The following is a 14520-nucleotide window of genomic DNA, read 5'->3' as shown; positions in this document are numbered from 1 at the left end:
AAAAAGCCTATGACCATTTCAGTCATAGGCTTTCCTTATATGGAGACGGCGGGAGTTGATTAAAGCGATTATGTATACGTTTGAAAATCGCTTTAAGTATTGTCATATCAATGTTTACATTGCCTTAATGATACAGTATAAAATGTTAAAATTGCAAAAACAACATAAATTTGTGCACTTTTATTTTATAATTCATATTCAAAGTAAGACAACATATATTATTAGTTTATAATCAATTTTATCTTAAGCCTTTTTCTAATTCATATATATCGTATTTTGGTATTTCATCAAGACTATACCCTATTTTCTTAATTAATCTAAATATTTCATGCTTAATTTTTTTCAAATTTTCATTAACTTGCTCTTTACCTGATGCATCAAGATTATGAACAACCTCATTAACCCATTTCATGTTTTTGAAAGTATCTATATTTTTTTGTATCTCTTTAAATTTATTTTCACAAATTGTATCTGTTATTTCCACTTCATTATGTAAACTTTTAATTTGCTTTAATACCTCTTTGATATTAAGAACACATGCATAAACCTGTTCATCTTCGTTCAATAAATTATTATTCCATTTGTTTAACTCTTTTTTTATAGCATTCAATCCTTTACTCTCCAAACCTTCCAACATCTTATAATGATCAGTAATATATTCTTTTTTTCTTTCATAATTTATTTCTTTTTCTTTTAGATTCAATGCATTATCTCCAGAAATTTTAGCACCCCAATAAGCACCTCCAAAAGTAGCAAAAATAGCTGTGAAAGAAATACAAACTTTAATTATTTCTAAATCTTTTTCATCAAAGAAACCTAAAATATATAATAAAACTGTTATCCCTATTCCACCAATCGCACCTAATAGAATGTACCATATATATTTTAAAACCCACTTTTTTATTTTCTCATAACTCATTAACTCCACCTACCAAATATAGTTTATTCTTAAAGTATCTATATTATTTTCAAAAAAAGCAAGTTTAATATTAATGGTTATTTTCATATTTCTAATCACTATTAATCATATTCTAGTAATAGCTTAATATAGTGTAACGATCCATCCCCTCATCAAGTTATTACAGGATTATGTTTATTACCCAGTCCCAAACCATATTTCTTATATGCCCTAACGATTAGTTCACCCTTATTTATGTGATAGCGTTTCACTACCCTCTTGTCACATCGTTTTTTAATTATTTAAAGTTATCAAATAACCTTATTTATGTTTCTGACATTCGCCCTGTGCTGCATCGAGAAATGAATAAACGTATAGTTGTTCGTTTGATGTTAATGTTTAATAGTATACAAATAGCAATTTAAACAGGTATAAAGTTTCTTTAATAAATGTTATATATTTTTAATAGATATAAAAATTATCTTTAAATTCTACCGATTCACAAACTATTTCTTCTTTTTTATTAAAGGAAGAAAAATTGATATACTCCCCATTTTGCAAAAAAGGCAAAGTGGTATATATATCAAAAAGTTCATTTTCATTAGATAAAAATCTATCATAAATATCAGGATAATTTTTTTGAATAAATTCCTCATTCACTTTAAATGAAGGTCGACTTTCTATTTTTTCATTTATTCGTATTTTAGAGCCGAATTTAATTGAAAGTATTCCTTCAACTTTAGTTTTATTTATAAATCCTTTTCCATGATGTATATAACAATACTTTTGCTTTTTTCTTTCAGTATAGAATTTATTTTGTTCTATTCTTCTAAACAATTGGGAGATTTTGATTGTAGTAGTTCTAGTTTTAATTATTGCATTTGGATTATAATAAAACTCGTGAACTAATTGTGAAAGCGTATTTAAATTTGTTTTAACCTTCTTTTCGGAATTAGCGTGACCTCTGTTAACTTTCGAATTAACATTTATTTTTGTCGATTTAGAATTATGTTCATTACTTCTTTGTTGTGAACTTCCATTAATTTTTCTAGAAGTAAAACCATTTTTGGTAATATTAGTTTTAAAAATATCTTCTTTACTGTTCTTATAACTATTTGTATTATTCCTACTCTGATTGTTTATTTTGTCCATTTTATCAGGGTTTTTCATGCAATCTTTATTATGTAAATTTTCAGATCTAGATTGTTCTATAAAAACTGGTGCAATATCACTATTACTATCTAGTGCTCGACATGAAATAGGTGCATCACACCCTGTACACTTAAAATTTTTGTAATGTGTAATATATTCAGGATATAATTTTCTAGCATCCAGAGCTAATATTCTGTTAGTGTCATTATCTTTCCTTATTTTTTCAAGGGCAGCTTCATCTGTTGGTATTGCATATTCTATAAATGCTGTCATATTACACCTCTTTATACTATTATTATATTGCAATTAATTCCTAATCAAATATCTTTTATTTCTTCTCATGAAAATCATTTAAATCTGGAATATCTATTAATTCAAATATTTCATCATAAAAAGAGAACTCTGGAAATTGTTTTTCTGTTTGTATAATTAAATCAATATACTCTTGTTCGTTATGGAAAGAAATACTCTCATAACCATTACCTTGCTGCCATGTCCCATTTATAGGCAATCCTCTGGAGAAGTTTTTCAATCTTAATTCAGCTAACCATCCAAAATAATCTAATTTATACGTTTCATCTAAATCAATTTTTTTCATAAAGTCCCCCCCTAAATAACTAATTCACTGAATATTCTAACACAAATACCTATAAAAATAACCACTCCGAAGAGTGGCTTCACATATTTCAGTCTATTTTGCTCCATTGTCTTTGGGGGCTATAGTCTGTTCGATTTTCTCTATATTTTCTTTCACAGCTTCGAGTATTTGTGTTGAAAATTCAGCTTTCTTGTCATTGCTCCAATCATTATTGTCTACATCATTATTATATGAATTTATTACTGATGGTATAATTTCTATAAAGCAATGTAACAACACTTTAGATTTCTTAAGTGTTTCCTCTTCTTTTACATAATCTCCTGTATAATTATCTATATTAATATCAATTTGGGAATTATTTTCATAGAACCTAATCTCATAGGTGTTTTTGCAATGTTGAAATTGAGCTAAAATTTCAGTTAAAGATTCCATTTCAATAATAAAGGATAATGTGCTAAATAAATTCATAACATCGTTACCAGATCCAGTTAAAGTTGCTTGATTTTGGTTTCCTAAACCTTTAAATCCCGTAACACTTTTTAAAACAAGCTCTTCGACCTCATCTATATTATTATCATTTTTAAACTTGGATACTAACCAAAGAAAAAAATCAGATTCGAATACAAAAGCTTGTGCTTCTATTATTTTATTTTTATCACTATTATTAAATTTCCTCAAAATTTTCAATGCATTAGATCCTCTAGCTTTATCAATTAAATATTGAGTTCTCATACCATCCGTATAAATAACAAAAAAGCCTGATGTAGTTTTAATTCTCTCCGCAAATATCGGATTTTGTTCTTGACCTTTCATCAAGGAGTCAAATTTATATTCGAAATAATTATATTCAAAATCACTCTCTTTTATTGTCACTTTTTTATTTTCATCAAAATATTTATTAATACTGTAATCTAATGGTTCACCAGTATAGGTATCTATTTCATTATCTCGCCAATTTTCATAATCAAGAATATTATTGATTATTTCTTCGATATTCCTATAATCTCCGTCTTGATTTTTTGAATTATCTACATACTTACTATACATAAAATCTTCCTATCTGTTATGAATTTTTAAGTTTGTAACGTTTTTACCGTATTTTATTTTACAGCCTTTAAAATCAACTTTTATTTCACTTTCTCTAACTGATTCTTCATATAGTGCATTTATATTAATATCAAAATTAAATGTAAAACTATTAGTATTATTTTTCAAATTGTAACCATATATATATTGAGATATCGTTTTAATTTCAGGATCATTTGTTTTTGTAACATCTATCCAATCTGGGAAATACACAAAAACATGCCCTTTTACATTACTAGTGTTACCTAAGATGTCAACTTTCACTGATATCTTCCTTGGTTTTCCATCTAATTTTATAGTATTTGATTTGTCTCTAGAGTCTATCACTTTCATATCTACCATAGACCTAAAGGATAAAAATAAAAATAAAATAAAATTGAATATAGAAGTATACAGAGCAACACTCATAGTAAAAATAATATCTTGAGGAAAAAAATGAGTAAGAAAAGGGAAAATACACATAATGTTAAAATTAATTGCACAGAAATACGAAAGCAAAATGAAAATAAATGTAAATATTGCTTTAAGAAGATCTGCTTTCCATTTATTATTCATTTAAGTATCCATTCATTATTTCTTTTATAATATCCAGAAATATCAATTCGTTATTTTGTCCAAAAATAAGTCCATTAGAGTAGACCTCTTCCGAAACATTTGCTTCAGTATTATACAAAATTATTTTATCAATAAATATCGAACCATCATCAAGTGCCCAAAATAAATAATCTTTCATTAAAGTAAAATCTTTTTCTTTATTTTTAATTTGATTAAATATTAATTTGATTTCATTAATTGTTTCTTCATCAATTGTAGGGTCTGTTATTTCCATATTAATAATTTCCCAATCTCTAGAACCATTTACTTTTTCAAGTATTTTCAACATAAGATATGAGTTGATTGTAATTTGAGTATAACCTTGTTCATATATTTTTTTCATTATTTCGGGATATGAGCCAAATTTAGACAAATCATCAATTTCAACTGAAATCACGTCATACGCATTATCATTATATATTTTCATTAATTTCGCATAATTTGTCATTGTCATTTCTCCCTCCCGAACTTTATTATCATATATAATATAACCTATATATTAATTGTAATACAACAAAAAATATTGTATTAATGCAATATTTTATCCAATAACTGGTTAAACATCTGTCTTACCCTCGATTCCTTAACACCAAATATACTACCAGCCTTTTCAAAACTAACGCCATTACTGAGTAGTAAGAACAAATTATATTCTTTTTCAGTTGCTACTCTTTCAATAACAGCCTCTAATTCATTAAAGAATATCACATCTTCAACATTGCTATTATCTATCTCATCAGTTTTTGCTTGATCATTCACATTAAAGAAGTCATCTATGCCAACATCTTCATCACATGAAACACTTTTATCTATTGTATTGTGATAATCCAATATGAACGCTTTTACAGTAGCTTTATCATACTTCATACATATTCTACTGCCTTTGCAACACGTTTTAATATGACTTCTTTCGCATGTCTTAACGTTAATTCACTTATACCTATCACATCAGCTATAACGTTATCTGTATGTTTGTTATCGTCCCACCATGACAATTTAATAATCTGTTGTACTTTTACTTGGCTATTGTTGTATACCTCTGTAATACCCTTTACAATCGATTCTAGGTTCATATATTGAAGTTCATCCATATCACTAGGTTTATTCTTATAAGTATCAACCATGCTGTGATAATTACACATATAACGTTCTAAAATAGGATAATCTACATCAGTCATATTACCAACTCCTCACGTTCGTGATTTAATGACGCTTTTGTTTCTACTAAAAAGTTTTGATATATTACTTCATTCTCTTTTTGACGCTGTTTATTGCGTTCTAAACGCTTGTGATGATGTATCTTATATAAATCTTCTTGCAGCTTATCTATCGTATTATGTGGTTTGTCACTACCATTAGATTTAAAGTATCTCATTACTTCTTTTTGTTCTCTAGGTGTATAGCTATGAATGATTTTTTTCAGTAAATTGAGTTTCTTAGTGCTATTAATTTTAAAACGATTCAAATCATCTTTTTGCTCTGTAATCCAAATAACCAATTTCTCTACTGAACAAGAAACTGATATCATACCTTCCACTTCACCAAAAGTAGTATGTGATGTACTCAAATGATATGCTGCATCAATACTTTCTTGTATTGCTTTAATTTTACTGTTTATTATAATCGGAGAGTATTGGCTTAAAAGCTCATATTCAGTAATTTTCATTTCTTCTTTGTACCACAAAATTGATTTACTACGTTTCAATATCATAATAGCCCTCCCTATTTTTTATTCGTCATCATCCATACCAAACAATTCGTATACAGATTCCCCACTTTTAACATCTTGCTTTGGTTCTAATATCTTCAACCTTGATTCAACTGTTAAACCTAATTTTGGTGCAATAGAATTTAGCTGTGACAATGCATCACGTTTTATTGTGTGATTTTGATTTAACTTCGTACCACGTTCAGTTTCAATAATTGCATCACTATTATTCATGCGTTTTGTAGCATTGATATAATCTGAATAAGCTTGGCAATATGTACTTATAAGCATTAGATCTAAACTAGCTATTGGTAATTCTTGTAACAGTGGATAAATTCTATACCATTCTTTTGTGGCTGTATCATCTAACCATTCTGGAGGATTAGGTGCTAAGGGCGTGAGCTTTTGCAACATTTCTTCTGTAGCTTTCTTTTTATCCTGCACTTCTTTAGTTAATCTACTTTTTTGTTGTGACAACAATTTCCTTTGTGCCATCATATGTCATCTCCTTTATTATTTCCTGATATCTCCCGAATATTTACCTTTCATTTTCAACTTTTGGTCGCAAAAAAGGTCGGCTCGTTATTCGCTCGTCTCAGAAGTGACGGGGGTTTTACTTCGCCCCAAAAATATTTTTGAATTTATTTTTCAAGAAACTTTCTAAAATTATTCTTTATATTTTTCAATCCAAAAAGTATCTGCGTTTATTTTCCTGCATCCGTTGTAATATTCACTGCCTATGAACTCTTTTGTATGTGTTATTTTAAGACTTATTCTTGTATAAATATATTGATATTCACACGCTATAACTCCCCATATTAGATAGCTTTGTACGCCCTTCATACTCATTATGATTAACACTATCAAACCTTTTGTATATGCTCTATAACACTCTCTAAATGCCTACAATACGATTGTATATAAGCAAAGTATTGATACTTATACATAACACATTACATCTAGTTATTGGTTAACATATTATTGTTACTTATCATGATGATCTAATAATATTAATTTATATTTATTTACTTTTTGTTTTCCAAATTAAAAAAAGTTTTCGATTTCACTTTTGTTTTTTAAATTTAATTCACAAAGTTTTGTAATTAGAATCTCATTTACTTTTCTCTTTAACATTTACTTTCTCTAACTTGATGAATGAACTTCACATTTAAATTGATTCAACAACAGAAAACATTTGTCTTCTCAATTAATCTTAATCAAAGAAATTAACAATTTAACTTCAATAAATATTTTATCTTAATCGATTAAATAATCTTAAACTGAAATCAAATCTAAAATCACAATTTGTTTCTTCTCTTTTATTATTAATGAATAAACTTCTGTACGAACTCTCTGCTTAATCAGTTGGATTTAATTACTCATACATAAAGCAGCAACCTTATAAACTGTATGCTCAATATCCTGTCCTTTAACATAGGTAGCTTTATCACTGTGTCCTTAGTTGTGTAGTCCTTTATATCTATCCCTTTAATATATAGGCGCTTCCTTATATATCAGCCATATTCAGTTTAGCCTTAATTTACTAATGCCTGTCTATTACCACATACTTATAATAAAAGACCACCACCATAAAATAGTGATGGCCTTCATCAACGTGCACAAGAATACACTGAATTGAAGTTTGTATGAAAGTGAACTAGAAAGACTTTCATTTTAAAATAGCTATCTTTTATACCCAATAATTTTGTTAAGGAGCACTCCTAATATTAAAGATATAAGATATCTCTAATACCTATATTATAGCATAATCACTGCCATAAAGCCATTTATGGTTACTTAGTATTAATTGAAATTGCTTTTATATAATTAATTTTTTCTATCAGTTTATTCAATGATGTTACTTGGTCAGTGTATATTTGAACACTTTTAATTTTATTCTGTTGCACTAACTTTATAAACTCTGTCATTATCGGTTTATCATCTATTTCTATAGCCAGTCCGTATAATCCGTTATGGACGACCTCTGTTAAATTCCCTCGATGTATAGATGCAAGTATATTATCATCTTTGTTATTGTCTAACATCACACATAATTTCTCATTGTCTTTTAGTTCTCGAAATACATTACCATCCAATTCATAGGGTTTAAACGTTTGATAGTTAGGATCTACTGTTTTCGTTGTTCCCATTTCTACTGATTTATCTGTCGTAAGCACCTGTACAGTTATTCGATTCTTTTGCTTGTTGTACTTCACGTTATTTCCTGATTGTTTAATTGTTGTAAGCATATAAACCCTCCCTTACCATTGCTTTTTTCCAAAGTGGTATTTCCGGAACTCATCTGTAGAAATAGTTTCTAATGCCTTTTCTACTTTCCATGCATACCCTCTTGGGGTAGTTTGTTCATTATATTTGTCACCATCACCTAAGTTAATTTCATAATGCAACATTTGCCCTTTATATATATTATTAACACTACCTGGATTAGTTTTTTCACTTGCCACATAGCGCTCACGTGAAATAACACGACCAGCATTATTTTTGTTTTCAATCAGTTTACGATATGTTTTCATAAGTGATTCTATTTGATTATTCATTTCTTTTTTCAATGCTTTATGATTACCTTTTAATTCTGATAGTTCTTTATGATAGGCATCATAGAATCGCTCAAACTCATTATCAGTCACTACAAAATCATCTGAGTTCAGTTTATCGTCTAGTTTAACAATTTCATTTTCTAATTCAGACTGTTTGCGTTTTAACTTGGTAACTTCTGCATAATCTCCATCTTTACGATAATATTCAATTTTATTATCTAAATCACGTAGTTGTGATGTTAAGTCGTTATAATCTTTATTTAACTCCTTAGTTTTTAAACTTTTTGCGTATATTTCATTGTCGAAAATTTCAATTGCTTGTTCTTTTAATTTTGCCATAAGTCATTACCTCTTTCGGTTTGAGTTTTTTATTTTGATTTATAATTCGTTTTATTTCATTAAAGTCTTTCTCTTTCCTAGCATATTTCTTAACTAACGCGTTGATGTATGAAGTGGATACATTATTCACATTAGTGGGTAATCTAGCTAGAATTTGTAGGGCTATGCGTCTATGATTCACAGAAAACACTCCTTAACTAATTTTATGTGTATTACCTTTAATATGGTACGTTTTGTCCGTTACTTAAATTAGTTCGTGCACAAAAACGTCACTTCGTGCACAACTTGCACAGTTCGTGCTCACCTCTAAAACTTACTCTCACAAGGGATAAGGTACTCCACTGTGCACGAGTGCACCAAATTTCTGAAAAAACTTCTTATATATTAATGTCCTACTTCTTATAGTTATTTGTGTATTAACTTCTTTAAAATTGAAAATCCATGCACAGTTAGGGCTATAAACCCTGTATTACCAATGGTTTGAAGGTGAGCACGAGTTAAAATATTTCATGCACAGTAACTTGTGTAATTGTGATTAAATGCTTTATAAATACTGTTATATCAATGTATTTAAGCTGTGCACGAATTTTTGTTTGTTTTTGCTATTTCATGCACAGTTACATGCACACCTCATTTACACTACTTTAAAATTTGTGTTCACATATGAAATTTTTTGTTCTCCGTGTGGTAAAAGTGTAGGTTCGAAATGACCCACCTTTACTTGTAAATCATTAACTGAATAATACCTAGGTCTTTCAACCTTCCAAGATTTATCAAGATAACGTTCAAAACTTTTACAGAATTTCCTTTCAGAAAGTGGTCTATAACCACTACGTTCACAGAAAACTTTATACTTATAATAGACAACTGTTTTAGGTACTTTATCAATTTTCCATTTATCAAACTCTGTGATTTTAAAATCATATACTGGGTCGTTATCTTGAACATATTCTTCTAACAATTCAGCCGATTTTTTAGGAACAATAAACTTATTGAAATTTAAATTTATAGCTTTGTGAAGTACATATTCGAGTACCTTTTTATTAGTAAGATATTTTTCTTTGATATCTGGGTTTTCTTTTACACCGTTAAAATCTGCGTTAAATGGTACTATTAAAAGTCGTCTATTTGTGCCACCTGTTTTATTTTTAAATCTAGGCATGCCATTGGTTGACTGAATCACAGTAGTTCTGAAAACAGTATGATACGGTTGTTTATTTTTTATATTCACAAGCACAGGATCACCTGTAACTACACTGTTAAAGTTCGAACTATCCTCAATATTCACACCTACGGGAACATCATCACCAATCACAAGTGTTTTACCTTCCAGCACTCCTAATTTAAACTCTTGGTCAAATTCATTAACTTTAAGACTTGCAACATTATCAAAACCGATTAAGTTAGTGAGCAACGTTTGATAAGTACCTTTAGCATTGTTTCCATCACCTACAAGAAATATTGCTTTCTTACGTGTATAGTTTCCATTTAATGAATCATTAATAACTTGCCATAATAATGTGAATACTTCTCTATCACCACATGCAACTTCATCTAACCAGTTATCAAAACTCCAATCATTAATTACTGGTGCTTTAGGATTATCAAAATAATTTGTTGAAATCTTAGTAGTAAACACATAGTTAGGTGTAAAATATTCTAATTTCATAGTTTTTCTGTTAAACACACCATTATTAACTGGAATTAAATGAGGTTCGTTTGTTTTGTCTACAACATCTACCATATTGGTTAAATGATAGATGACTTCTAATGCTTTTTTCTCATTGTGTCTAGGTTCTAACCAAGAAATAATACGTTTAATAATTGCAGTATTTTGTGTGTAAATACCTTTATCGCTTTGGTACATTGCTAATTTTGTATTTTCTTCTAAATCGAATATCACGAATTTTATTACATCATTGAGCAATACAGCACATCTATTTGTTCCAATTGTTTGTGGTGGTCTACCTGATGCTTCACCATTTTCTTTCGCTTTCTCAAACTCTGCTTTCATAAATGCTAATTCTTCGTTTCGAATCAATGATATTGTGTATCTAAGCGATTGCCCTGTACCTCTCGAATTAGGCTCGTATATTGTTTCTTGGTTTACAATAGCTGTATCCAGTTCGTTATTTCCCCACGTTGAATTGCCACGCTTTTCGTCCCATTTGTCAGTAAGATTATTGTAGGCTAAAAATATTCGTTCCATTTGTAACTTATCTCTACCAGTATAAAAAGCTAATACTCTTAATAGACTTTGTACTGCTTCACTAGGACTTTCAAAAATACCTTCATACTCACCAGCAAGTAGTTTTTTATATTTGCTTTTCTTCGTCATCATTTTAACGATTTCATCATCTGTAAAAATACTACTACCAGTTTTAGCTATTTTTATATTTTGCTTTTTAGGTTCTGATTTAAAATATCTTTCAACTATATTATTAATAGTTTCTTGGTCATCACAAATTTCACTTTGCCCGATGGTGTGACCTGTAACAGTCATAAAGCGCCCTGTATCATACAATTCAATATCTAAGTCAGTACGTTTTTTTTTACGATTATCAGGTAGCACACCTTTGAAGAAACAATGTAAGCCTGTTCCACTCGGTGATAATTCACAATAAGTTAATTCAGTCATTTCTATTGCTAGATCAGTTTGTAATTGACCTGTGTCAGTATTGACTGCATCATCTATATCCAAACAAATGTAATTATCATCATTGTTTAATACAAAACCTATGCCATTATATTGTTCATCACTCTCACAAAGTGAAACGACATTTTGAAATTCAAGCCATGTACTAACATTTGTAGAGCTAGCTTTATAACCTTCTGTGCTATATGGGACTTTGCTATATACTTGTTGTTTTTCTATCCATTCAGCACGCCACAGCACCCATTTATCAAGTTGTTTCAATTCTTCTGGTATTTCTTCTTCGTTTACTTCTATAATTTTATCTATTGTTGTTATAGCCACATAAAGCCCCCTTTTCTCTAAATTTGTAGATACGTACCATTATTTTTGCTATAATAAGAATTATATAAAGTTTCTTAAACATTTCATTTCTAAGCGTTATCTGTTGAGTTTGCCGACTGTACAGATGCGCTTTTTTTATTTAATATTTCTTCAAGTTTCTCATTTGCTTCTGATTCTGATTTTTCTGCTACTTCATGCATCGCCCATAATAAGTTGGTAACTTCGCTTAATTCGTTATATTCTTTACTATCTTTATCAGTGATTAAATCCATTTTTCTTACAATTAAATCTATTGATTGTCTAAATGCTGTAGCCTTACCAACGTTATAAGTTGATTCCACTAATACTTTACCTTTAATTACTTTTTCTTCTCTGATATTTTTCATATTAATTTTCCTCCATTTCAATATTTCCAACGATATAATCTAACGCCCATTCCAATATTCCAATTACTTGTCCTTTTCGATTTGTTGTATGCTTTGTTTCCCCGTCTGTATCAACTACGCTATATTCGTATACTTCCTTTTTATCTTTCAATACATCTCTAAAAGTTAACGTTACATCATCTAGTATTAAAAATTCTTCACTTTCAGAATCTAATTCACATAAAATGTTGAATAAATCTTTTCTAAATAGATTAATTACTTTTTCTAAATAAGTTGTTTCTGTAATCCCTTGTTCAGTAAGCATGTTATAACCAATTACTAAGCTACTACTATTATTTTTAACCTTTTCCATATCTCCAATTACCTTTGATAATTGATGTTTTTGTTCAATATTCATTATTTGACCTCCAAATTTTCGAATGTAAATCCTAACACTGCCATAATTCCGTAAAATGTGAATGCTATAAAAATGTCTGTTAATACACCAATAAATAATGTGACTATTATTAGTAGTAACATGTAAATTACATAGTTTTTCATGAGGACACCCCATATTTGTCATAAATACTTTTACTAACTTTAATATCTAAATTAAACTGTTGTTTTGTTTCAGTAAGTTTAACCACATCATCAAGAATGACTTGTCTTACTTCTAACATGCTAGGTGTCATTGCACCTTTACCAATCATCTTGCTATATCCAAATGCAGTAGATACCGCCTTATTGGCAATAGTGTTTGCTTTAATGAAATTAATGGGTTTATCTGACTTATAAGCATTTTGGATAATTGACATTGCTTCTTTTTGCTTTTGTTTATCCAACATACGAAATACTTCGTATCCTTTAAGACCACTAGTTTGTCTTAATTCTTTAATAACTTGCTTAACCCATTTTTTAAATTCTTTAGCTTCATCACGTCTGCTATTCAAAATAGCCTCGTATATGCCAAATTCTGAAAGTATCGTTGTTTTTTGTTGTCCTCCAAGGGTACTCACAATGTGAACCCCCTTGTCATCTTCATCAATCATACGATTCATATTAGTTGTAACACTGTATCCTAATACTTTTGCAACATCGCTTGCTACTGCCCAATGTTCCCCATCTTTCTCAATAAACCTTATTTCTTCATTACCAAAAATTTGTTTAATCATTTATTTTCCCCCTTTTATGATCCTACCTTTATTGAGTCACTGAAAAGTTCATCAATAGTCATTCCATATAATTCAGATAAAACCTTCGCTTCCGGTAAACTGAACGAGCCTTTACCACTCTCTTTAATTTGGTAGCGCTGTGGAGAAATGCTAAGTTTCTTTGCAATTGCTTTTTGCGTGTGACCATGTTCTTTACGCGTAATATATAGCATTGGATATGCTAAGTTTGTCATCTGTAAACCCCCTCACTTATTTTGTCCACAAATTTGTGTACAACTGTAGTATAAGTGATAAATTATTATTTTACAAGCTATATTTCACATTTTTGTGTTATTGTGTACAAAAAGATGTTAATATTTATGTTGGAGGTGTAACTTATGAGCGAATTTAGTCTAGGTGAATATTTAAGGAATTTAAGAAAAGGGAAAAATAAAACTACAAGAGACATAGGCGAGATTATTGGATATTCCTATAGTTATGTAGCTTCTATAGAAACTGGTAGAAGAAAGCCAAAGGAAGAAATTCTTGAAAAATATATTTATGCTTTATCGAATAACAGTGATGAATTATTAGAAATAAAAAAAGATATTAGTAATATAACTAACGGCGAATATTATAAAAAATATCAAGGCAGTAATATTATAAAAAGTGATGAAAGCATGATTGAAGCAATGACCAACAATAATAAAGTTAATTCAATGTATAATACTGAAAACTCTTTAATCACTGAAAAAATATATAATTTTCCTATAAATGATATTTCTTTTCACCTCTTAGATAAGTACAATACTAAATTTTTTAAACATATTAAACTTTCTGATGAAGATAGAAATTATATGAACACTATATTTTATAATCACTTAAAACAAAAATATGACTATAAATTAATTGATGTTACAAACAGAATTAATAAAAAAATGAAAACTTTAAAAAAATTGAAAGAAGAAGGACTAACAGATAAAAAATTAATTGTAAGTGAAGATCTTGACAAACTCCACGGCGAGGAACTTGAAATTCAAAGAGTCTTAGCCCTGCTTGAAAGACCAATGAGCTATTTTGAGTAATGAGGTGAA

19 protein-coding genes are annotated in these 14520 nt (G+C 29.0%); 1 reads left to right on the top strand and 18 read right to left on the bottom strand.

Going from position 1 to position 14520, the window contains the following annotated elements; all coding sequences use genetic code 11:
* Positions 1 to 238 precede the first annotated feature (238 nt).
* The 18 genes from BTM19_RS08235 to BTM19_RS08145 all read right to left on the bottom strand — a co-directional run bounded on the left by BTM19_RS08235 (position 239) and on the right by BTM19_RS08145 (position 13680).
* The gene (locus tag BTM19_RS08235; RefSeq protein ID WP_099265827.1) at positions 239 to 919 is read right to left on the bottom strand and encodes a hypothetical protein; all 681 of its coding nucleotides are present in this window, start codon (positions 917 to 919) and stop codon (positions 239 to 241) included.
* 441 nt (positions 920 to 1360) lie between these two features.
* Entirely contained in the window at positions 1361 to 2323 is a 963-nt protein-coding gene (locus BTM19_RS08230) for a hypothetical protein (protein ID WP_099265826.1), read from the bottom strand.
* Between the two features lie 55 nt (positions 2324 to 2378).
* Complete coding sequence (locus tag BTM19_RS08225; RefSeq protein WP_099265825.1) at positions 2379 to 2648, bottom strand: hypothetical protein; 270 nt, start codon at positions 2646 to 2648, stop codon at positions 2379 to 2381.
* Positions 2649 to 2741: 93 nt separating this feature from the next.
* Entirely contained in the window at positions 2742 to 3695 is a 954-nt protein-coding gene (locus tag BTM19_RS08220) for a hypothetical protein (protein ID WP_099265824.1), read from the bottom strand.
* 9 nt (positions 3696 to 3704) lie between these two features.
* Complete coding sequence (locus BTM19_RS12915; RefSeq protein ID WP_147075901.1) at positions 3705 to 3998, bottom strand: hypothetical protein; 294 nt, start codon at positions 3996 to 3998, stop codon at positions 3705 to 3707.
* 283 nt (positions 3999 to 4281) lie between these two features.
* The gene (locus BTM19_RS08210; protein ID WP_099265822.1) at positions 4282 to 4782 is read right to left on the bottom strand and encodes a hypothetical protein; all 501 of its coding nucleotides are present in this window, start codon (positions 4780 to 4782) and stop codon (positions 4282 to 4284) included.
* 74 nt (positions 4783 to 4856) lie between these two features.
* Complete coding sequence (locus BTM19_RS08205) at positions 4857 to 5195, bottom strand: hypothetical protein (RefSeq protein WP_099265821.1); 339 nt, start codon at positions 5193 to 5195, stop codon at positions 4857 to 4859.
* The gene (locus BTM19_RS08200; RefSeq protein WP_099265820.1) at positions 5192 to 5506 is read right to left on the bottom strand and encodes a hypothetical protein; all 315 of its coding nucleotides are present in this window, start codon (positions 5504 to 5506) and stop codon (positions 5192 to 5194) included. Before BTM19_RS08200 ends, BTM19_RS08205 begins: the two co-directional genes overlap by 4 nt.
* The gene (locus BTM19_RS08195) at positions 5503 to 6039 is read right to left on the bottom strand and encodes a pathogenicity island protein (RefSeq protein ID WP_099265819.1); all 537 of its coding nucleotides are present in this window, start codon (positions 6037 to 6039) and stop codon (positions 5503 to 5505) included. The genes BTM19_RS08200 and BTM19_RS08195 overlap by 4 nt, the downstream gene beginning before the upstream one ends.
* A gap of 18 nt (positions 6040 to 6057) precedes the next feature.
* Positions 6058 to 6531 carry a phage terminase small subunit P27 family gene (locus BTM19_RS08190; protein ID WP_099265818.1) on the bottom strand — a complete coding sequence of 158 codons (474 nt, stop codon included), beginning with the start codon at positions 6529 to 6531 and terminating at the stop codon, positions 6058 to 6060.
* A gap of 1298 nt (positions 6532 to 7829) precedes the next feature.
* Entirely contained in the window at positions 7830 to 8285 is a 456-nt protein-coding gene (locus tag BTM19_RS08180; RefSeq protein WP_099265816.1) for a hypothetical protein, read from the bottom strand.
* Between the two features lie 12 nt (positions 8286 to 8297).
* On the bottom strand, positions 8298 to 8933 hold the full coding sequence (locus tag BTM19_RS08175) for a hypothetical protein (RefSeq protein ID WP_099265815.1): 636 nt from the start codon (positions 8931 to 8933) through the stop codon (positions 8298 to 8300).
* 634 nt (positions 8934 to 9567) lie between these two features.
* Complete coding sequence (locus tag BTM19_RS08165; protein ID WP_099265813.1) at positions 9568 to 11910, bottom strand: phage/plasmid primase, P4 family; 2343 nt, start codon at positions 11908 to 11910, stop codon at positions 9568 to 9570.
* An 89-nt stretch (positions 11911 to 11999) separates the two neighbouring features.
* On the bottom strand, positions 12000 to 12296 hold the full coding sequence (locus BTM19_RS08160) for a hypothetical protein (protein WP_099265812.1): 297 nt from the start codon (positions 12294 to 12296) through the stop codon (positions 12000 to 12002).
* A 1-nt stretch (position 12297) separates the two neighbouring features.
* Positions 12298 to 12693 carry a pathogenicity island protein gene (locus tag BTM19_RS08155; protein ID WP_099265811.1) on the bottom strand — a complete coding sequence of 132 codons (396 nt, stop codon included), beginning with the start codon at positions 12691 to 12693 and terminating at the stop codon, positions 12298 to 12300.
* Positions 12693 to 12836 (bottom strand): hypothetical protein, encoded by a 144-nt coding sequence (locus BTM19_RS13070; protein WP_172635784.1) that lies wholly within the window; start codon positions 12834 to 12836, stop codon positions 12693 to 12695. The genes BTM19_RS08155 and BTM19_RS13070 overlap by 1 nt, the downstream gene beginning before the upstream one ends.
* The gene (locus BTM19_RS08150; protein ID WP_099265810.1) at positions 12833 to 13447 is read right to left on the bottom strand and encodes a BRO-N domain-containing protein; all 615 of its coding nucleotides are present in this window, start codon (positions 13445 to 13447) and stop codon (positions 12833 to 12835) included. The genes BTM19_RS13070 and BTM19_RS08150 overlap by 4 nt, the downstream gene beginning before the upstream one ends.
* Before the next feature lie 14 nt (positions 13448 to 13461).
* Entirely contained in the window at positions 13462 to 13680 is a 219-nt protein-coding gene (locus BTM19_RS08145) for a helix-turn-helix transcriptional regulator (RefSeq protein ID WP_099265809.1), read from the bottom strand.
* A 144-nt stretch (positions 13681 to 13824) separates the two neighbouring features.
* On the opposite strand from BTM19_RS08145, the gene BTM19_RS08140 reads away from it, so the two are divergent.
* Positions 13825 to 14511 (top strand): helix-turn-helix domain-containing protein, encoded by a 687-nt coding sequence (locus BTM19_RS08140; RefSeq protein ID WP_099265808.1) that lies wholly within the window; start codon positions 13825 to 13827, stop codon positions 14509 to 14511.
* Positions 14512 to 14520: the final 9 nt, after the last annotated feature.

It is taken from the genome of Staphylococcus xylosus (genome assembly GCF_002732165.1).
Lineage (GTDB): Bacteria > Bacillota > Bacilli > Staphylococcales > Staphylococcaceae > Staphylococcus > Staphylococcus xylosus.
The sequence above is the reverse complement of the archived record's forward strand: the minus strand, read 5'-3'. Positions and strand labels throughout refer to the sequence as shown.